20 protein-coding genes are annotated in these 18,321 nt (G+C 71.2%); 10 read left to right on the top strand and 10 right to left on the bottom strand.

Annotated elements, in window-relative coordinates:
• The 5 genes from VFX14_08115 to VFX14_08095 all read right to left on the bottom strand — a co-directional run.
• Window positions 1-695, bottom strand: a 695-nt coding sequence (locus tag VFX14_08115) for a 5-oxoprolinase subunit PxpA (protein HEU5189639.1), incomplete at its 3' end; no start/stop codon positions are given.
• Window positions 692-1,627, bottom strand: coding sequence for a TIGR03619 family F420-dependent LLM class oxidoreductase (locus VFX14_08110; GenBank protein ID HEU5189638.1), 936 nt, complete (start codon window positions 1,625-1,627; stop codon window positions 692-694). The genes VFX14_08115 and VFX14_08110, both read right to left, overlap by 4 nt.
• 11 nt (window positions 1,628-1,638) lie before the next feature.
• Window positions 1,639-2,259 (bottom strand): LysE family translocator, encoded by a 621-nt coding sequence (locus VFX14_08105; protein HEU5189637.1) that lies wholly within the window; start codon window positions 2,257-2,259, stop codon window positions 1,639-1,641.
• A 4-nt stretch (window positions 2,260-2,263) separates the two neighbouring features.
• The gene (locus VFX14_08100) at window positions 2,264-2,992 is read right to left on the bottom strand and encodes a CoA-transferase (protein ID HEU5189636.1); all 729 of its coding nucleotides are present in this window, start codon (window positions 2,990-2,992) and stop codon (window positions 2,264-2,266) included.
• A 44-nt stretch (window positions 2,993-3,036) separates the two neighbouring features.
• Window positions 3,037-3,999, bottom strand: a complete 963-nt coding sequence (locus VFX14_08095) for a CoA-transferase (GenBank protein HEU5189635.1) — start codon at window positions 3,997-3,999, stop codon at window positions 3,037-3,039.
• Between the two features lie 147 nt (window positions 4,000-4,146).
• Here VFX14_08095 and VFX14_08090 point away from each other — a divergent pair, with 147 nt between their 5' ends.
• From VFX14_08090 to VFX14_08045, 10 genes are read left to right on the top strand one after another with little or no spacing between them, the layout of a single operon-like run.
• Window positions 4,147-5,331, top strand: a complete 1,185-nt coding sequence (locus tag VFX14_08090; GenBank protein HEU5189634.1) for a penicillin-binding protein activator — start codon at window positions 4,147-4,149, stop codon at window positions 5,329-5,331.
• Window positions 5,332-5,353: 22 nt separating this feature from the next.
• Complete coding sequence (locus VFX14_08085; GenBank protein HEU5189633.1) at window positions 5,354-6,226, top strand: branched-chain amino acid ABC transporter permease; 873 nt, start codon at window positions 5,354-5,356, stop codon at window positions 6,224-6,226.
• A complete protein-coding gene (locus VFX14_08080) occupies window positions 6,226-7,179 on the top strand; it encodes a branched-chain amino acid ABC transporter permease (protein ID HEU5189632.1) in 954 nt (317 codons plus the stop codon). Before VFX14_08085 ends, VFX14_08080 begins: the two co-directional genes overlap by 1 nt.
• Entirely contained in the window at window positions 7,176-7,967 is a 792-nt protein-coding gene (locus VFX14_08075) for an ABC transporter ATP-binding protein (protein HEU5189631.1), read from the top strand. The genes VFX14_08080 and VFX14_08075 overlap by 4 nt, the downstream gene beginning before the upstream one ends.
• Complete coding sequence (locus tag VFX14_08070; GenBank protein HEU5189630.1) at window positions 7,954-8,658, top strand: ABC transporter ATP-binding protein; 705 nt, start codon at window positions 7,954-7,956, stop codon at window positions 8,656-8,658. Before VFX14_08075 ends, VFX14_08070 begins: the two co-directional genes overlap by 14 nt.
• A 7-nt stretch (window positions 8,659-8,665) precedes the next feature.
• Window positions 8,666-11,047 carry a xanthine dehydrogenase family protein molybdopterin-binding subunit gene (locus VFX14_08065; GenBank protein HEU5189629.1) on the top strand — a complete coding sequence of 794 codons (2,382 nt, stop codon included), beginning with the start codon at window positions 8,666-8,668 and terminating at the stop codon, window positions 11,045-11,047.
• Window positions 11,044-11,913 carry an FAD binding domain-containing protein gene (locus VFX14_08060; GenBank protein HEU5189628.1) on the top strand — a complete coding sequence of 290 codons (870 nt, stop codon included), beginning with the start codon at window positions 11,044-11,046 and terminating at the stop codon, window positions 11,911-11,913. Before VFX14_08065 ends, VFX14_08060 begins: the two co-directional genes overlap by 4 nt.
• Entirely contained in the window at window positions 11,910-12,392 is a 483-nt protein-coding gene (locus tag VFX14_08055) for a (2Fe-2S)-binding protein (protein ID HEU5189627.1), read from the top strand. The genes VFX14_08060 and VFX14_08055 overlap by 4 nt, the downstream gene beginning before the upstream one ends.
• 21 nt (window positions 12,393-12,413) lie before the next feature.
• A complete protein-coding gene (locus VFX14_08050) occupies window positions 12,414-12,908 on the top strand; it encodes a thiamine pyrophosphate-binding protein (protein HEU5189626.1) in 495 nt (164 codons plus the stop codon).
• The gene (locus tag VFX14_08045) at window positions 12,905-13,459 is read left to right on the top strand and encodes a thiamine pyrophosphate-dependent enzyme (GenBank protein HEU5189625.1); all 555 of its coding nucleotides are present in this window, start codon (window positions 12,905-12,907) and stop codon (window positions 13,457-13,459) included. The genes VFX14_08050 and VFX14_08045 overlap by 4 nt, the downstream gene beginning before the upstream one ends.
• Window positions 13,460-13,468: 9 nt before the next feature.
• Here the strand turns inward: VFX14_08045 and VFX14_08040 are convergent, their stop codons facing one another.
• The 5 genes from VFX14_08040 to VFX14_08020 form a co-directional block, all read right to left on the bottom strand.
• On the bottom strand, window positions 13,469-13,864 hold the full coding sequence (locus tag VFX14_08040) for a hypothetical protein (GenBank protein ID HEU5189624.1): 396 nt from the start codon (window positions 13,862-13,864) through the stop codon (window positions 13,469-13,471).
• A gap of 208 nt (window positions 13,865-14,072) precedes the next feature.
• Window positions 14,073-14,690, bottom strand: coding sequence for an Isoquinoline 1-oxidoreductase subunit (locus tag VFX14_08035; GenBank protein ID HEU5189623.1), 618 nt, complete (start codon window positions 14,688-14,690; stop codon window positions 14,073-14,075).
• Entirely contained in the window at window positions 14,687-16,858 is a 2,172-nt protein-coding gene (locus tag VFX14_08030; protein ID HEU5189622.1) for a xanthine dehydrogenase family protein molybdopterin-binding subunit, read from the bottom strand. Before VFX14_08030 ends, VFX14_08035 begins: the two co-directional genes overlap by 4 nt.
• The gene (locus VFX14_08025) at window positions 16,855-17,322 is read right to left on the bottom strand and encodes a (2Fe-2S)-binding protein (GenBank protein ID HEU5189621.1); all 468 of its coding nucleotides are present in this window, start codon (window positions 17,320-17,322) and stop codon (window positions 16,855-16,857) included. Before VFX14_08025 ends, VFX14_08030 begins: the two co-directional genes overlap by 4 nt.
• Window positions 17,319-18,287, bottom strand: a complete 969-nt coding sequence (locus VFX14_08020; protein ID HEU5189620.1) for a uroporphyrinogen decarboxylase family protein — start codon at window positions 18,285-18,287, stop codon at window positions 17,319-17,321. Before VFX14_08020 ends, VFX14_08025 begins: the two co-directional genes overlap by 4 nt.
• Between the last annotated feature and the right edge of the window lie 34 nt (window positions 18,288-18,321).

Genomic DNA, 18,321 nt, shown 5'->3' with positions numbered 1-18,321 from the left:
CCCGGGCTGTCGCCGTGGATGCAGATGGTCTGGATCCTGGCGTCGATCACCTTGCCGGTGATGGTCTTGACCTTGCCCTCCATGACCATTCTGACCGCCTGATCAGCTGCCTTTGCCGGATCCGACACCAGCGCGTCCTTGCCGAGCTTGCGGGACACGAGCTGGCCGTCCTCGGCGTAGACGCGATCGGCGAAGCCCTCCGCGGCCACGCGTACGCCCGGCACCTTGCGCGCCTCGGCGTCGTACTTGGTCATGGCCATGGTCATCAGGATGATCGAGGGGTCCAGCTCCTTCACACCCTCCGCGGTGGCGCGACCCAGTGGCAGGTTCTCCTCGAACATGTGGTACTGGATGCCGTGGGGCTTGACGTGCTGGAGCGTGGTGCCGGAGGCCTTGCAGAAGGCCCAGAGCGCGCCGATCTGGTAGCGGTGGATCTCCTTCAGCTCCTGCGGGGAGACGTCCATGCGCCGCCGGCCGAAGCCCATGAGGTCGGGCAAGCTCGGGTGCGCGCCCACCGCGACGCCGTGCTGCACCGCGGACTCCACCGTCTTCCGCATCACGTGGGGGTCGCCACCGTGGAAGCCGCATGCGACGTTGGCGGAGGTGATGTTCGGCATGATCTCGTCGTCGGCACCCAGGGTCCAGCGGCCGTAGCTCTCGCCCATGTCGCAGTTGATGTCGATGTAGGTCGTCATAGCCTCGGCAAGACCTCCTTGGCGATCCGCTCCACCTGCTCCGGCTGATAGCGGTAGGGGATCAGGATGATGCGATCGACGCCGGTCTTCACGTGCGCCTTGAGCTGCGCCACGCATTCCTCCGCGCTGCCGTGGATGGCGTGCTCGATGGTGGACTCCGACCACGCCGCGGTGTCCCACTCGGTCGAGAGCCAGTGTCGCATATCTTCGGCGGTCTGGGCGCGGGAGCTGCCCACGTACACCGCGAGCTGATTCGTGGAGGAGAGCCTGCGGGGATCACGCCCCGCCTCGCGCGCGAACGCCTTCACCTTCTCCCACCCCTTGGTGAAGCTCTCCGGCGTGTAGAAGTACGTCAGCCACCCATCCCCGACCGTGCCCGCGCGCTTGAGCACGGCGTCCACGTAGCCGCCCACCAGGATGGGCGGGCGCGGCCGCTGCACGGCGCGCGGCACCATCACCGCCTCGCGGAGGTTGAACTCGTCCACCTTGAGGGTGACGCGCTCCTGGGTCCAAAGCCGCGCGAGGATGTCGAGGTTCCGCTCGAAGATCTTGCCGCGCTGCTTGAAGGGAATGCCCACCGCATCGAACTCGCGCGCGTACCAGCCCGCGGCGACGCCCAGGATGAGGCGGCCGCCCGAGATCACGTCGAGGCTGCCCAGCGACTTCGCCGCCACCACCGGGTTCCGCAGGGGCAGCACGAGCACACCCGTGCCGAGCTTGATCGTGCGCGTGCGCGCGGCGATGGCGCCCAGCATCGTGATGGAGTCCACGATGGGGAAAGAGGGCTCCACGCCCAGCAGCACGTGGTCCCACGCCCAGAGGGACTCGAAGCCGAGCGCCTCGGCCCTCTCCGCGTAGGCGTAGAGGCCCTGGATGTCCGGCACCTCGCCGGGGCCCACGAAGTTGCGCACCGCCAGTCCGTACTGGGTCACGAGGGCATCTCCTAGTTGCGCCGCAGGGTTGCGAGCCCGAGGCCGGCGCCGATCATGAGGACGCCGGAGGTCTTCTCCGTCACCAGCGTCCAGCGCTCGCGGCCCGCGAGGCGGGCACCCTGGGCGGCGAGGGTGCCGTAGCCCGCCAGCACGAGCTGCTCGATCACGATCAGGGTGCCGGCGAGGATCAGGCCCTGGCCGAGCAACGGCTGGTCCGCGTGGACGAACTGGGGGACGAGCGCGCCGAAGAAGATCATCGCCTTGGGATTGGTCATCTGGACGAGGAAGCCGCGCGCGAAGGCGCCCCGTCCGCCCGCCGGCCCCGCCTGGAGCTCGGCATGCGCGCCGCGGCGCTTGAGGATCAGCTGGAGGCCCACGTAGATGAGGTACAGCGCGCCGGCCCACTTGAGCACGAGGAAGAGCGTGGCCGAGGCGAGCAGTACGGCGGAGAGGCCGGCGACTGACAACGTTATCCAGATGGCGTTGGCGGCGCAGACCCCGGTGCCGGTGAGGATGGCGGAAACCGCGCCACCGCGCAGCCCGATCGACATCGTCATGAGCACCGCCGGGCCCGGCGTGAGCGTCGCCGCGAAGCAGGTCGCCACGTAGAGGAGCCAGGTCTCGAGCGTCACCACGCTACCCGATGAACTGCCGCTCGGGATCGAGCGAGCGGAGAATACCCAGCTCGTTGGGGGTCGGCGCCGACGTGGTCTTCACCGTATCGGCCACGAGGAGATCGAAGGGCGTGTGGTCACGCACCTGCTCGACGGTCACGCCCGGGTGCACCGCCTCGAGCCGCATGCGACGGGACTCGGGCTCGAAGTCGAACAGACCCAGCGTGGTGACCACGCGTCGCACCCCGCCGAAGAGGAGGCCGCTCCGCGCCCGCGAATCGCCGCCCGCGACGTGGCCGGGGCTCGTGATGAAGTCCACCTTGGGGACGAAGCGGCGCTTCTCGTGCACGGTGAGGATGATCACCGCCCGGCACAGGGAGATGATGTCGTTGGCCCCGCCGGAGCCCGGCAGCCGCACCTTGGGCCGGTCGTAGCCGCCGATGGCGGTCGTGTTGAGGTTGCCCCACTGGTCGATCTGTGCCCCGCCGATGAAGCCGACGTCGAGGAACCCGCGCTGGGCGAGGAGGAAGGCGTCCGTGATGCCGGGCAGCATCTGCGCGTGATAGGCCGCGCGCATCTCGTTGGTGGAGATGGGCAGCCAGCCGGGCCGCCACATCGGGCCGATGATGCCGCCCTCGATCACCATGGTGAGGCGCGGCGCGTGCAGCCGCTGCGCGAGGACGGAGGCCATCATGGGGGCGCCGACCCCCGTGAACACGGTTTGGTTATCCTGCAGCTCGCGCGCGCCCATCACCGCCAGGAGCTCGTTCGCAGTGACGCCCTCGAACCCCGTGGTCACGAGGAAAGCTCCTTGCCGCGCTCGGCTGCCGCCTCGCGCATGCCTTCGGGGAAGAGCGCGAGGTAGTCGGCATGCGTGGGCGGCGCGTAGACGTAGCGCTCGAGGTAGCGCGCGACCCCCTCGGCGCCCTCGGCCTGGATGCCCGCCACGTACTCGCCGAAGTGGCCGGGCTCGGAGTCGTAGCGCCCGTAGCACTCGTGCGGATAGGAGCCCCACGGTACGTGCACGAGCGCGTCCACCACGAAGCCGGGGATCATGGTGCGGTCGGGACGCCGGCGGATCTCCTCCTCGGGCACGATCTCCTCGGCCGTCACCAGCACCGTCTGCGCGGCGAAGGCGATGTCGGCGTCCATGTGCGGGTAGCCGTCGATCTGGCAGTTGCCGAAGCGGTCGGCGCGCTGCACGTGGAGCAGACCCACGTCGGGGAAGAGGGCGGGCACCGCGTGGAGCGTCTCGCCCGTGTAGGGGCAGGCGATGGTCTTCGAGCCGCCCACCCCCATGAGATCGGAGGCCAGCATCGTCATCGTCGGGAGGAAGGGCAGCCCCATGGCGGCGGCGCGGAAGCGGAGCCCCAGCCCGAGATGGCTCCACTCCTCGATGGGCACGCGGCCGGACTCCACGTACTCGCGCATGATGCGCGAGAGGCCCCAGGGAAGCCCGATCCCCATCCACGCTGTCACGAGCTTCTTGGCCGCTCCCGCCACCATGTACCACTCGCCCTCGTAGCACATGAGGTTGCGCGCGAGCGTGAGGTCCTTCGGCCGCCGGCGCAGGATCTCGCGGAGGAGGGCGAGCGGCGTGCGGCTGTAGAGGATGCCGCCGATGGCCAGGGTGGCGCCGTCGGGAACCCGCGCGGCCGCCTCGGCGAGGCTCACGAGCTTCTCACCCGCCGACTTGGGCTTGGCCTCGAGCCGGCGGCGCGCCGCGCGGAAGTCGTACTCGGCGGGCGCGATGGTCATGGCGCACATTCTCGGCGTCCCACGCGAGCAAAGTCAATCGGTTTGCATTTGACAGGCCGATGGAAATGTACGATAAGTACCCGCGACGGATCAGTGTCGGCCCGCGAAGCGTTCACACCTCGCAGCAGCACACACGGGAGGCTGGGAATGAAGCGAGTGGGGATCGGTCTCTGTCTCGTGATCGCGGTGCTCCTCGGCTCGACGCTGGCGCCTCCGCGGCGCGCCGTCGGCCAGGGTGATCCCATCAAGATCGGCGTCATCCAGCCGCTGTCGGGCCCGGTGGCCGCCTCGGGCAACTACATCCGCATGGGCGCCGAGATCGCCCGCGACTGGGTCAACGCGCGCGGCGGCGTGCTCGGCCGCCAGGTCCAGCTCCTGATCGAAGACAACAAGTCCGATCCGAAGGAAGCCGCCACCGCGGCCGAGAAGCTCATCGTGCGTGACAAGGTGCCGGTGCTCGTGGGCGCGTGGGGCTCGTCGATGACGCTTGCCGCCATGCCCAAGCTCGAAGAGTACGGCGTGCCGATGATCGTGGAGACTTCGAGCGCCGCCACCATCACCAAGCGCGGGAATCCGTGGGTCTTCCGCATCAGCCCGCCCAGCGAGATGGAGGCGGTGGGCCTCGAGAAGTACATGAAGGATCTCGGGATCAAGCAGGCCGACTTCCTCGCCGTCAATACCGACTGGGGCCGGGGCTCGGTGACGGCGTTCGGCGACCTCCTGAAGCGAAGCGGCAGCACGGTGGGCTCGGTCGAGTTCATGGAGCAGGCCGCCACCGACATGAACGCGCAGATCACCAAGGTGAAGGCGGGCTCGGCCGACACCCTGTTCCTCACCACCAGCGTCGAGCAGATCACCCTCGTGCTGAAGCAGGCCCAGGAGCAGCGCCTGGTCCGGAAGGTCATCACCACGGGCGGGAGTTCCTCGCCGTCGCAGCTCATCAAGCAGGCGGGCCCGGCGGCGGAAGGCTCGATGCACATCCTCTTCTTCCTGCCGTGGTTCCCTGAGGCCATGCCCGACGGCAAGCTCGCGAAGGCCTTCGTGGACGAGTGGAACAAGCGCGGCCACCCGTTCGAAGGGTTGACCGAGGGCTTTCGCGGTCACGACGGGGTGATGACCGCGGTGGAGGGCCTGAAGGCGGCGGGCAAGCCCGACCCCAAGGCGGTGCGCGAGGCGCTCTGGACGGTGAGCCTCATGGGTGTCAACGGGCCCATCAAGTTCGAGAAGGACGGGCCCGCGGGCAAGGAGAGCGGCCAGAGCAAGCCCAGCATCTTCCTCGTCCAGATCAAGGACGGGAAGATCGCGCTTCCGGCCTTCGCCGCCAAGAAGTAGGCGAGGCGCCCTCGCCGCGGGCTTGGACCAGCTCCTCCAGCACCTCCTGAACGGGCTCCTGCTCGGCAGCACCTACAGCCTGCTCGGGATCGGGCTGACGCTGGTCTTCGGCCTGATGAACGTGGTGAACTTCGCCCACGGCGAGTTCTACACGCTGGGGGCGTACGGCACCTTCGCCGCGCTCGTCCTCGGCTCGGTGAACTTCTTCCTCGCGATTCCTCTCGCCATCGCGACTGGCGTCCTCATCGGCGCCGCTTGCGAGCGCGCGCTCCTGCGCCCGCTCCGCGGCGCCTCGATCGACACCACCATGCTCGTGATGATCGGGCTCTGGATCGCGCTGCAGAACGGCCAGTTGCTGGCGTGGGGCGGGGTGGCCAAGAGCGTGCCGACCCCGTTCTCCACCGCGCCGGTGGCGCTGGGCCCCCTGTCAGTGTCCCTGCTCCGAATCTTCGTATTCGTGGTGTCCCTCGTCCTGATCGTGGGCGCCCATCTCCTCCTGACGCGCACCCGGCTCGGCCGGGCCATGCGCGCGACCTTCCAGGACCGCGAGACCGCCGCTCTCATGGGGGTCAGCATCGAGCGCATTCACACGGTGACCTTCGCCTTCGGGGCCGGGATGGCGGCAGCGGCGGGAGCGCTACTCGGGCCGGTGTTCCTCCTCTATCCCTCGATGGGGGATCTCGCCGCCCAGAAAGCCTTCAGCGTGGTGATCCTGGGCGGGCTCGGCAATTTCGTGGGCGCCGCGCTGGGTGGTGTGCTCCTGGGAGTAGCGGAGGAGCTGGGCGCCGGCTACATCTCCTCCGGCTACCGCGACGCGGTCGGGTTCGTCATCATCGTCCTCATGCTGCTCGTGCGACCCTCCGGGCTCTTCGCGCGCGCCGAGCGCGTCGGCTGATGCGGCGCGCGGCGGCCGCGCGCGGGGCGGTGATTGTCGTGGCGGCGGCCCTCGCGCCGCTCTTGGTATGGAATCCGTATCAGCTCCACACGCTGATCATGGCGGGCATCTTCGCTGTCCTCGCGCTCTCGCTGAACCTCCTGCTGGGCTACACCGGCCAGCTCTCCCTGGGCCACGCCGCCTTCTTCGGCATCGGCGCCTACGCGACGGCTCTTGTGTCAGTAAAACTGGAGATGTCGCCGTGGCTCGGGATGCTCGCGGCCATCGTGCTGCCGGGTTTGGCGGGCTGGGGGATCGGCCGGCTCGCCTTGAAGCTGCGCGGCGCGTACTTCGTGCTGCTCACGATCTCGTTCGCCGGCGTGATCTCGCTCGTGAGCGTGAACTGGATGGACCTCACCAACGGCCCCCTCGGCATTCCCGGGGTGCCGGCGCTCGCCATCGCGCTCCCGGGGCTGCCGGAGCTCTCGCTCCGCACCAAGGGGGCGTTCTACTACCTGGTGCTCGTGGCGGTGGTGCTCGCCTATGTGCTGTGCCGGCGCATCATCGCCTCCCGCATCGGGCGGGCGCTGGTGGCGCTGCGGGAAAACGAGACCCTCGCGGAATCGGTGGGGATCGACGGCACGTTCTACCTCGTGCTGGCCGCCGCGATCAGTGCCGCCATGGCGGGCGGAGCGGGCGGTCTCTATGCGCACTACACACGCTTCGTCAGTCCCGAGGTGTTCCTCTTCACCTACACCGTCACCATGGTGATCATGGTGGTGGCGGGCGGGAAGGGCACGCTGGCGGGGCCGGTGGTGGGCGCGGTGATCTTCACCGTGCTGCCGGAGGCGCTGCGTGCGCTCGCGTCGTGGCAGTGGCAGATGCTGCTCTACGGGATCCTCCTGATCGCCACGCTATTCTTCATGCCGAGCGGGATCGTCCCCGCGCTGGCCGCCCGCGTCGCGCGCCGATGAGCGCGCCCCCGGCCGCCGACCAGCAATTGGACGTCCGGGATCTCGCCATGCGCTTCGGCGGCGTCGCGGCGCTGGCCGGCGTCTCGTTCACGGTGCAGGGCGGGGGCGTGACGAGCCTCATCGGCCCGAACGGCGCGGGCAAGACCACCGCGTTCAACATCATCACGGGCTTCCAGGCCCCCAGCGCCGGCGGTGTCGCCTACGCCGGGCGCGCCATCACCGGCTGGCGCCCCTCCCGCATCGCCGCGCTCGGCCTGGTGCGGACGTTCCAGAAGACGAGCGTGTTCCCCGCGCTGTCCGTGCTGGAGAACGTGCTGACGGGTCTCCATCTCCGCGGCGCCGTCGGCATCGGCGCGGCGCTCTTGCGGCGGCGGCGGGTGGCGGAGGAGGAGCGGCGCCTCCGGGGCGAGGCGCTCGGTGTGCTGGAGTTCGTTGGGCTGGCCACCCGCCGCGACGACGTCGCCAGCGATCTCTCCTACGGCGAGCAGCGGCTGGTCGAGCTCGCCATCGGGCTGGCCGCGCGCCCCCGCCTGCTCCTGCTGGACGAGCCCGCGTCCGGGATGACGGCGGCGGAGAAGACGACGACCGCCGCGCTGATACGCCGCATCTGCGAGTCGGGCGTCACCGTGCTCCTCGTCGAGCACGATATGCGCATGGTCATGGGCATCTCGGACCGCGTGCTCGTGCTGAATCATGGCCGGCTGATCGCCGACGGCACCCCGGCGGACGTGCAGCGTGATCCGGAAGTGATCCGCGCCTATCTCGGGACCACACATGCTGCGGCTTGAGGGCGTGTACGCGGGCTATGGCCGGGCGCCGGTGCTTTCCGACGTGAGCGTCGAGGTCGGGCAGGGCGATCTCGTCTGCCTGGTGGGCGCCAACGGCGCGGGCAAGAGCACCACGCTCAAGACCATCTCCGGCCTCGTCCGGCCGTCGGCCGGGCGCATCGTGTTCGACGGGCGCGAGATCCAGGGCTGGAAGCCCCAGGATATCCTCCGCGCCGGCATCGCCCATTGCCCCGAGGGGCGGCGGGTGTTCCCGCACCTCACCGTGCGCGAGAATCTCGAGATGGGCGCCTACGTGCGCGAGGACACGGGCGCGGTGGCCGCCGATCTCGAGCGCGTGCTGGCACACTTTCCCGTGCTGGCCGAGCGCCGCCGTCAGGCCGCGGGGACGCTCTCCGGCGGCGAGCAGCAGATGCTGGCGATCGGGCGTGCCCTCATGGCGCGGCCGCGTCTCATCCTGTTCGACGAGCCGTCGCTGGGGCTGGCACCCACGGTGGTGGAGACGACGTTCCGCATCATCGGCGAGATCCAGAAGGACGGCACCACCGTGTTCATGGTCGAGCAGAACGCCTACATGGCGCTTCGCATGGCCACCCGCGCCTACGTCATGGAGACGGGTCGCATCACGCTACACGGTCCCGCGCGCGCGCTGCTCGACGACGAGCACGTCAAGCGCGCCTATCTGGGAGGCTAGCGTCAGCATGGGAGCCAAGCTGTTCGGCGCGTCGGTCCCGCGGCGCGAGGATCCGCGCCTGCTCCGAGGTGAGGGGCGCTTCGTTGACGACATGAAGCTGCCCGGCATGCTTCACGCGGCCTTCGTGCGCAGCCCCCACGCGCACGCCACCGTGCGCGCCATCAGATCAGACGAGGCGGCGCGACGCCCCGGCGTGTTCCGCGTCTTCACGTTCGCCGACCTCGAGCGCTGGATGAAGCCGCTGCCGCTCTTCGGCGCCATCCCGCCCGGCCTCGCTGCACGCGTGGAGGTCACGATGAAGCAGGTGGGCCAGCTCGCGATGGCGCGCGACGTGGTGCGCCACGTGGGCGAGATCGTGGCCATGGTCGTGGCGGACAGCCGCGCCCTGGCCGAGGACGCCGCCGAGCTCGTGGAGGTGGACTATGACCCGTTGCCCGCGGTGGTGGACATGGTGGCGGGCGGCGAGCCGGGGGCGCCCGTGATCCACGAGGCCTGGGGCGACAACGTGGCGCTGCGCTTCAAGACTGGCTTCGGCGACGCCGCGCGTGCCATGGCCGCGGCGGCGGTGACGGTGCGTGAGCGCTTCTACGTGCAGCGTTATGTCGGCATGCCCATGGAGACGCGCGGCGTGCTCGCGCAGTGGGACGTCCGCGACGGGACCCTCACCACCTGGAACGGTACCCAGGTCGTCCACTTCGTCCAGCAGGGGCTGGTGGCCGCGCTGGGCCTCCCCGCCCACAAGATCCGCGTCATCGCGCCCGACGTGGGTGGGGGCTTCGGCACCAAGGCCAACGGCTATCCTGAGGATCTCCTGATTCCCGCCGCGGCCATCGCCTGCCGCCGGCCGGTGAAGTGGACGGAGGATCGCCGCGAGCACATGCTGGCCTCCGCCCACGCCCGCCATCAGGTGCACGACATCGAGCTCGGCGCCACGCGCGAAGGGAATATGTTGGCGCTCCGCGATCGGATCTGGGTGGATCTGGGCGCGTACAACTCGTGGGGCATCGTGCTGCCGTACAACACGGTGGCGCATCTGCTCGGGCCGCATCGGGTGCCCGCCCTCGAGGTGGAATGTCAGGGCGTGGTGACCAACAAGACGCCCAACGCGCCATACCGCGGCGCGGGCCGGCCGGAGACGGTGTACGCGATGGACCGCATCGTGGACTGTCTCGCGCGGGAGCTCCGCATGGATCCCGCCGAGCTGCGCCGGCGGAATTATCTCTCCGCCGCCGACTTGCCCTACGAGCTGGACATTCCCTATCGCGACGGCAATCGCCTCGTCTACGACAGTGGCGACTTCCGCGCCAATCTGGCCGCCGCGCTCGACGCAATCGGGTACGAGCGGCTGCGCGCCGAGCAGGCGGCGGCGCGGCGCGAGCGGGGCATACTCCGCGGGATCGGCATCTCCGGCTATGTCGAGGGCACCGCAATCGGGCCGTACGAGGGCGCGACAGTGCGGATGGACGCCTCCGGGCGGGCGATCGTCGCCACCGGGGCCTGCAGCCAGGGGCAAGGGCACGAGACCTCGTTCGCGCAGGTGGCGGCGGACGTGCTCGGGATCCCGCTCGACTGGGTCACCGTCGTGGGCGGGGACACCGCCGCCATTCCCTTCGGCGTCGGCACCTTCGCGAGCCGCAGCGCGGTGAACGCGGGCAGCTCGATCTTCGACGCGGCGGGCAAGGTGCGCGAGAAGCTCACCGCGGCCGCTGCCGCACTGCTGGAGGCCGCGCCGGGTGACGTCGAGATCGCGGACGGGATGGCGGGTGTTCGAGGCACGCCGGCCTCGTCGGTGCCGCTGGAGCGGGTGATTCGCTCGGCGCTGCCCACGTTCGCGAAGCCCGGGCCCGTCACGGCCGACTTCGAGGCCACGGTGTATCACCATCAGCCCACCGTGACCTACACGAGCGCGGTGCACGTGGCCCACGTCGAAGTGGACCCGGGCACCGGCGCGGTGCGCCTCCTCCGTTACATGGTGGCGCACGACTGCGGCAAGCTCATCAATCCCATGATCGTCGAGGGGCAGATCCACGGCGGCGTGGCCCAGGGCGTGGGCGGGGGCCTGCTCGAGGAGATGGTGTACGACGAGCAGGGCCAGCTCCTCACCGGCACCTTCATGGACTATCTCGTCCCGACCGCGATGGAGCTGCCGCCGATCGAGACCGTGCATCTCGAGTACCCGTCGCCGCGGAACCCGCTCGGCATCAAGGGGATCGGCGAGGGCGGGGCCATCTCGCCGCCCGCCGCCATCGCCAACGCCGTCGAGGATGCCCTCGCGCACCTCGGCGTGCGGGTGACACGCGCGCCGCTGGGTCCTGACACCGTGCTGGGCCTCATCCGTGCCGCGCACGAGCGTGCGGAATCGTCGGCGGGGCAGGGGGCGCGCCCGTGAAGCCCGCGCCCTTCGACTACACGCCGGCGGCGAGCACGGCCGAGGCGGTGGCGGCGCTGGCCCAGCACGGCGACGACGCCAAGATCCTCGCGGGAGGCCAGAGCCTGATGCCCATGCTCAATCTCCGCCTTGCCCGGCCCGCGATGCTCGTGGACATCAACGGCGCGACCGAGCTCGACTATCTCCGCGAGGCCGGCGGCCGCGTTCACGTGGGCGCGCTGCGCCGGCAGGCCGCGGCCGCGCGCTGGGCGGTGACACGGCTGCCGCTCATGGCCGAGGCCCTGCGTCACGTGGGCCACACCGCGATCCGGAACCGCGGCACGGTCGTCGGGAGCGTGGCGCACGCCGATCCCGCGTCCGAGCTGCCCGCGCTGCTCCTCTGTCTCGACGGCGAGGTGGTGGCGCGCGGCCCGCAGGGCGAGCGTACCGTCGCCGCCGGTGCGCTCTATCGCGCGCCGCTCACCACCTCGCTCCGTGCCGACGAGCTGGTGACCGAGGCACGTTTCAGCCTGCCGCGGCCCGAGGCCGGATGGGGCTTCGCCGAAGTGGCGCGCCGCCACGGCGACTTCGCGCTCGTGGGGGCCGCCGCCCTGCTGTGGCAGGACGCGGCGGGACGCGCCGCGGGCGTGCGCCTGGCCTTCTTCGGCGTGGGCGGGACGCCGGTGCGCGGCGCCGCCGCGGAGGCCGCGCTCACCGGGCAGCCCGTCACCGAGGTCGGTGTTCGCGCGGCGGCGCGCGCGGCGGCGGCGGCGCTCAGCCCTGAGGGCGATCTCCACGCCTCCGCGCGCTATCGTCAGGATGTGGCCGCGGTGCTTGCCGAGCGCACCCTGATGGACGCGGTCCGGCGCTGCCGGAGGGCGGCATGACGCGCGCGGTGCGGCTCCTGGTCAACGGGCTTGAGCACGAGGTGCAGGTGGAACCCCGCCTCTCGCTCGCCGACTGTCTCCGGGACGTGCTGGATCTCACCGGCACCCACGTGGGCTGCGAGCACGGGGTTTGCGGCGCCTGCACGGTGCTGCTGGACGGCGAGCCGGTGCGCTCGTGCCTCATGCTCGCGGTGCAGGCGGGCGGCCATGCCATCACGACCGTGGAGGGCATCACGCCGGACGAGGGGCTGGCGCCACTCCAGCAAGCCTTCCAGGACAAGCACGGGCTTCAGTGCGGCTACTGCACGCCCGGCATCCTGCTGACGACCCACGCGTTCCTCAAGGAGCATCCTCATCCGACGCCGGACGAGATCCGCGAGATGCTCGCGGGCAATCTCTGCCGGTGCACCGGCTACCACTTCATCGTCGAAGCGGTCGAGGCCGCCGCGCGCGCGGCGGCTCGAAATCCACCGCGGTGATCAGCGGATGAGGCGGGTCCGATGAGCGGCGCGGCGGCGATCGTCCGGGGGCTCGAGGACGCGGGGGTCACCCTCGCCGCCTCGGTGCCGGATACGTGGATCGGGAAGATCATGGCCGCGGTGCGCGCGTCGGCGAAAGTGCGCGCGGTCGACGTGGCGCGGGAAGAAGAGGCGGTGGCGGTGGCTTGCGGCGCGAACCTCGCGGGCGGCCGCGGCGCCGTGCTCATCCAGAACGCGGGGCTCCTCAACTGCGGCGGCATCCTCGCGGGCCTCGTCGAGCTCTACCGGCTGCCCTGCTTCTTCATCGTGTCGCTGCGGGGCGACCACCGCGACCCGGTCTACTACCACGCGCCCAAGGGCCGTGTGACCCAGGCGACCTTGCAGGCATGGCGGCTCCCGCATGCCCTGGCCGACGGCAAGGGCGATCTCGCGGCGCAGGTGAAGCGCGGCGTGGAGTTCTCCGTGGAGTCGCGCGGGCCCTTCGTGCTTCTCATCAGCGGTGAGGACCTCGCGTGATCCCGCGCAAGCCCTTTCTGGACGCGCTGGTGGCGGCGCTGATGCCGCAGGACGTGCTCGTGTCGTGCCTGGGCGCCAACGCCCGCTGGCTCCCGCACATGACGGTGCCCGCGCCCGTCTTCGCGCTGTGCGACTCCATGGGCGCCGCCATCCCGCTCGCCCTCGGCATCGCGCTGACGCGCCCGGAGCGCCACGTGGTGGCGCTCGAAGGGGACGGCTCGCTCCTGATGAGCCCCAATGTGCTGGCCACCGTGGCCGCGGCCTGCCCGTCGAATCTCACGTGCGTCCTCTGGCTGAACGGCCACTACGAGTCGTCGGGCGGGCAGATGCTGCCGGGCGCGCCGGTGGACTGGGGCGCGCTCGCCCGCGCTTCCGGCATCGGCCACGTGGCGACGGTGGCCGAGCCCGCGGCGCTCGCCGCGGCGCTGGCGGCGACGCGCAAGGCGGCGGGGCCGGCCCTCCTCATCCTGCCCATTGCCTTCGATCCCGCCGAGGAGATTCCGCCCTACTCGGAGCGTCCGGAGGACATCACGGTCCGCTTCCGGCTCTAGGAGGCTGGATCACCGGATGGCGGGAGCGGCGAGGGGAAGGGCAGCGCTCATCTTGCCTTCCGCGGGAGGCCTCGCTGACTCGACCGTCCGCGCGACTTTCCGCCCGTTCACCTCGTCGTAGGTCACCCGGCCGGGGCCGCCTTCGGGGCGCTGAGGCTTTTTCGCCGCTTTGTCGTGGGCTCGCCGATCGGTCCCGGCGCTCATGCTCGCGGGGGCCGGCTTCTGTCCCTGTATCGCCTGCTGCGCGCCCGGCCGGGGGCCGAGGCCGAGGAGCAGGAGGATTGCCAGGGTTTGTCCCTGCGCCGGGGTCTGAGCGGTCACCCGGGACGGGAGCCCGAGTCCGACCACGAGGAGAAGGGCATTACCGACCGCGAGCACGCCCGCGACTCGACTGCGCTTGCCCACCGCCCCACCCCCGGTTTCGGCTCGGATGACTCAGAGCAATCGCGATGCCGGCTCCAAGCTCGTGGAGTGTGCCGATCGATGTCGAGGAGTGGCCAGCACTTATCGGCTCCGCCGTCGAACGGGCCCTATCGATGACGTGAGATTCTACCGAGTGGAAATCGCCCTCAGGGCCCGAGCAGCAGAGATCGCGAGAGAGGGGCGAGCCTATCTACCGATCCGCTGCCGGGCACTCCGCGCCCGAATCCACCCAGGCTCGCATCAAGGCCACGAAGGTCTCGTGCGTACCGGGGGCGGGCCGGCGCCCTGGCCCCGGACCCCAAGCCCAGATCACCAGTGGGTCGCGGGTGACGTGACCGACGAGGTCTGGCAGCGGCAGCGTGCCGTCCTTGTCCTGCTGCCTGAGCTGGGCGCAGATCTGGCCGATGGAGCGGCCGCGGAGGCCCATGGAGACGGGCGCCAGGTGCCAGTTCGTCATCCCGGGCATCCCGACCGCGTCGAAGTTCGCCTCGCCGTGACAGGCGGGGCAGCGCAGGCCCGCGGCGCCGAAGCCATCGGCGCCGAGCCGCACCGCGGGCAGATGCGGCCGGCCGTCATCGCCTTGGCGCGGGCGCTCGTCGCTGGAATGGCAATTCTGGCAGCGCGGGTGCTGGAGCACCTTGCCCGCCTCCGTGAAGAGGGCCATCGAGCGCTGGGCGCGGTCCCCGATGGACACGAAGGCATCGGGGCCCTGCAGCGCGACGGGGTCCTGCGCGCCCGCCCCCGCCGCCAGCGCGCCCGCGGCGAGCGCGATGGCGACCGCGGCGGCGCGGCGCACGCGGGACGTCACGCGCGCCCCGCGCGGGCGAGACGAGAGAAGGGTAGGCGGCGCACCGGCTGGCCGGTCAGCGCCAGCCAGGCATTGGCCACCGCGGGCGCGATGGGGGGCACACCGGGCTCGCCGACACCCGTGGGCGGCGCCGCCGACGGCACGATGTGCACATCCACGCGCGGCATCTCGTCGATGCGCAGGATGCGGAAGTCGTGGAAGTTGGACTGCTGCACGAGGCCGTCCACCACGGTGATCTCGCTCCAGAGGGCGCTGCCGAGCCCGAAGCCGATGCTGCCTTCCATCTGGGCGCGGACGACGTCGGGGTTCACGGCGATCCCGCAATCCACCGCGCACACCACGCGCTCGACGCGGGGCAGGCCGTCGGCGCCGCGCGAGACCTCGGCGACCTGGGCCACCACGCTCCCGAAGCACTCGTGCACGGCCACGCCGCGGGCGCGGCCCGGCGCCAAGGGCTGGCCCCAGCCCGACTGCCGCGCGACGAGATCGAGCACGGCCAGATGTCGCGGATGCCGTCCGAGCATCGCGCGGCGCATGTCCAGCGGATCACGGCCGGCGGCGCGGGCCAGCTCGTCGAGAAAGGCCTCGGTGGAGTACGCGGTGTGCGTGCTTCCCACCGCGCGCCACCAGAGCACCGGGATGCCGACGGTGGGCGAGTGGAGATCGACGAGCGTGTTGGAGATGGCGTAGGGGAGATTCGCGGCGCCCTCCACCGAGGTGAGATCGATGCCGCCCCGGACGCGAAGGGGCGCCAGCGGGGTGCCGGTGACGATGGACTGCCCCACGATGCGGTGCGCCCACGCCACCACGTTGCCGGCGGCATCGAGCCCCGCGCGCAGCCGATGCGTGTAGAGCGGCCGGTAGAAGCCGCCGCGCACGTCGTCCTCGCGCGTCCACACGAGCTTCACGGTCCGCGCGCCGCCCAGGGCCTTGGCGACGCTGGCCGCCTCGACCACCAGCTCGCTGCGCGCGGTGGAGCGGCGGCCGAAGCTGCCGCCGGCGAGCAGCGTGTGCACGCGCACCTTGCTCGGCGGGAGGCCCACCACCGCCGCCACCGTCTGATGATCGAGGGTCGGCACCTGCGAGCCCAGCCAGATCTCGCAGCCGTCGGGGCGGAGCTCCACCACGCAGTCGAGCGTCTCCATGGGCGTATGGGCAAGGTAGGGGAACTCGTACACTGCCTCGAGCACACGAGCGGCGCTCCCCATGGCCGCCGGCACGTCCCCTTGCCCCTGCGCCACCGCCCCGGGCTGCAGGGCGAGCGTCCGGTAGTGCGCGTAGAGCTCCTCGGAGCCGCGCCGCTCCGCGGCCTGCTCGTCCCAGTCGATGCGAAGCGCGCGCCGTCCTTTGATGGCCGCCCAGGTCCCCTTCGCGACCACGGCGACACCGGCCGGCACCTGGACGACATCCGTGACGCCGTTCACCCGTCGCGCTTCGGTGGCGTCGAACGAGCGCACGGTCGCGCCGAATCGCGGCGGGCGGGCGATGACGGCGGTCAGCATGTCGGGGCGCCGCACATCGAGCGTGTACGTGGCCGACCCGTCCGTCTTGGGGCGCGAGTCCACCCGCGGCGCATGGCGCCCGATGAGCTTGAAGTCCTTCGGATCTTTCAGGCTGACGTTGCTCGGCGGGGTCTGTCGGGCCGCGTCCGCCGCCAACTCGCCGAAGGTCGCGCGGCGCCCGCTCGGGGCGTGCGCCACGACGCCGCGATCCACCGTGATCTCCGACGCGGGCACGCTCCAGCGCTGGGCGGCGGCGGCCACGAGCATGGCGCGCGCGGTGGCGCCGGCCCGCCGGAGCTGCTCCCACGAGTTCGCCAGGGACGTGCTGCCGCCCGTGCCCTGCGCGGGCAGGGGCGCCCAGGCCAGATTGTTGTAGCGGGTCGGATCCGAGGGTGCGGCCTCGACGCGGATCTGGCTCCAATCCGCGTCGAGCTCTTCGGCGACGAGGGTGGCGAGGCCGGTATGCGCGCCCTGGCCCATCTCGATGTGCTTGGCGATGATGGTGACGGTGTTGTCCGGCGCGATGCGCACGAAGGCGTTCGGCGCGAGCACGCCGGGTGCCGGCGCGCCGGGCTGGGCCTGCGCGGGTTCGAGCCGGACCCCCACGACGAGCCCCATCCCCAAGGCGGCCACACCCTCGAGGAACTGACGGCGGGTCGGCGTCACAGGCTCTGCGCCGCTTCGTGAATCGCGGCGCGGATCCGCTGATAGGTGGCGCAGCGGCAGAGATTGCCGGTCATGGCGGCGTCGATGTCGGCATCGGTGGGCCGGGGGATCGCGGAGAGGAGCGCCACCGCCGACATGATCTGGCCGGGCTGGCAGAACCCGCACTGCACGACGTCCAGCCGATTCCAGGCCTCCTGCACCGCGCGCGCCTCCCGCCCCGTCGCGCCTGAGCCCATCGCACCCTCGATGGTGGTGACCTGCCGGCCTTCCGCGGCCGTGATGGGCGTCACGCAGGAGCGGATGGCCTGGCCGTCGAGGTGCACGGTGCAGGCGCCGCACTGCGCGGCCCCGCAGCCGTACTTGGTGCCCGTGAGCCCCAGCTCATCGCGCAGCGCCCAGAGCAGTGGCGTGTCCGCGTCGACCGTGACCTGCACGGCGCGGCCGTTGACGTGGAAGCTGGTCATGGGCGTATCGCCATCAGCGCGTCCGGCGTGTCGGGATTGATCGAGCAGTCGGGACCGAGCAGGAGCCAGCGCCCGCTCATCTCGGCGATCGCACGCTGTGCCCGACGCTCGAGCTCCTCGGCCTTCATCGACGCGATCTCCGGCTTGGCAGGGAGCCCGCCCACCACCGCCTTGCCGGTCTGCACGTGCACGGTCTCGAGGGTCGGATTGCCGGGCACCGTGGCCCAGGAATACGCCGTCACGGGGTAGTCGGCGAACTCGTCGAAGTGGATCCCGGCGCCGCAGACGTGGAGCAGATTGAAGGGCGCCTCCTCCACCGCCTCCAGCACGCGCAGATCGAAAGGCCGCTGCCAGCGGCGACACTCCTCGGCGCTGATGAGCTCGCGCGTGGCCATGTTGGTCGCATAGAAGAGCCCGTCCGCCCCATCGGCGAGACACGCCCTGGCGTAGCGCGCGAGGGTGACAGCCAGGGCGCCCAGGGCCGATTCCGTCTCGCGTGGGGCCGACCGCGCGAGGGCCAGGGCCTGCTCGCGGCCCCCGGGCACCAGCATCGGCAGCACCATGAGCGGCGAGAAGACGGTCCAGATGATCGGCACGTCGGGGCCGACGGCGGCGCGGATCAGTCGGAGGGCTTCGAGCTGCTCGCCGAGCGCCCCCTGCTCGGGATTCACGGGGCGCAGCGCGGCGAGGCCGGCCGCGTCCGCCACCGGCACGTCGGTCACCGTGTACGGGCGGGCCTTGTCCCGCGACGGCGTGAAGGTCAGGCCCCACATCTCGGCGAAGCACTGGGCGCGCGACTGGGGCTTCAAGAAATCCCAGTCGAAGCGGTGCAGGAGGCGAAGCGTCTCGTCGGCGAGACCCTTGGCCGAGTTCTCGGTGGCGAAGTTGTGCAGCCAGAAGGCCAGGGGTACGCGGTCCACCGGGTCGCCGCGCAGGGCCGCCATCACCCGCTCGCGCTTGGTCACGGCGGCAGGGTAGCACGGTCCGAGCACGGCCCTC

The sequence above is a fragment of the Candidatus Methylomirabilota bacterium genome, assembly GCA_035764725.1.
GTDB lineage: Bacteria > Methylomirabilota > Methylomirabilia > Rokubacteriales > CSP1-6 > DASRWT01.
This window is presented reverse-complemented; position numbering and strand designations above follow the sequence as displayed.

What these genes read in the sequence shown, in the direction of transcription:
- VFX14_08090 (HEU5189634.1), top strand. Translation starts at nt 4,147, where the DNA reads ATGAAGCGAGTGGGGATCGGTCTCTGTCTCGTGATCGCGGTGCTCCTC.
- VFX14_08065 (HEU5189629.1), top strand. Translation starts at nt 8,666, where the DNA reads ATGGGAGCCAAGCTGTTCGGCGCGTCGGTCCCGCGGCGCGAGGATCCG.
- VFX14_08075 (HEU5189631.1), top strand. Translation starts at nt 7,176, where the DNA reads ATGAGCGCGCCCCCGGCCGCCGACCAGCAATTGGACGTCCGGGATCTC.
- VFX14_08100 (HEU5189636.1), bottom strand. Translation starts at nt 2,992, where the DNA reads ATGGGCGCGCGCGAGCTGCAGGATAACCAAACCGTGTTCACGGGGGTC.
- VFX14_08055 (HEU5189627.1), top strand. Translation starts at nt 11,910, where the DNA reads ATGACGCGCGCGGTGCGGCTCCTGGTCAACGGGCTTGAGCACGAGGTG.
- VFX14_08050 (HEU5189626.1), top strand. Translation starts at nt 12,414, where the DNA reads ATGAGCGGCGCGGCGGCGATCGTCCGGGGGCTCGAGGACGCGGGGGTC.
- VFX14_08080 (HEU5189632.1), top strand. Translation starts at nt 6,226, where the DNA reads ATGCGGCGCGCGGCGGCCGCGCGCGGGGCGGTGATTGTCGTGGCGGCG.
- VFX14_08070 (HEU5189630.1), top strand. Translation starts at nt 7,954, where the DNA reads ATGCTGCGGCTTGAGGGCGTGTACGCGGGCTATGGCCGGGCGCCGGTG.
- VFX14_08095 (HEU5189635.1), bottom strand. Translation starts at nt 3,999, where the DNA reads ATGACCATCGCGCCCGCCGAGTACGACTTCCGCGCGGCGCGCCGCCGG.
- VFX14_08025 (HEU5189621.1), bottom strand. Translation starts at nt 17,322, where the DNA reads ATGACCAGCTTCCACGTCAACGGCCGCGCCGTGCAGGTCACGGTCGAC.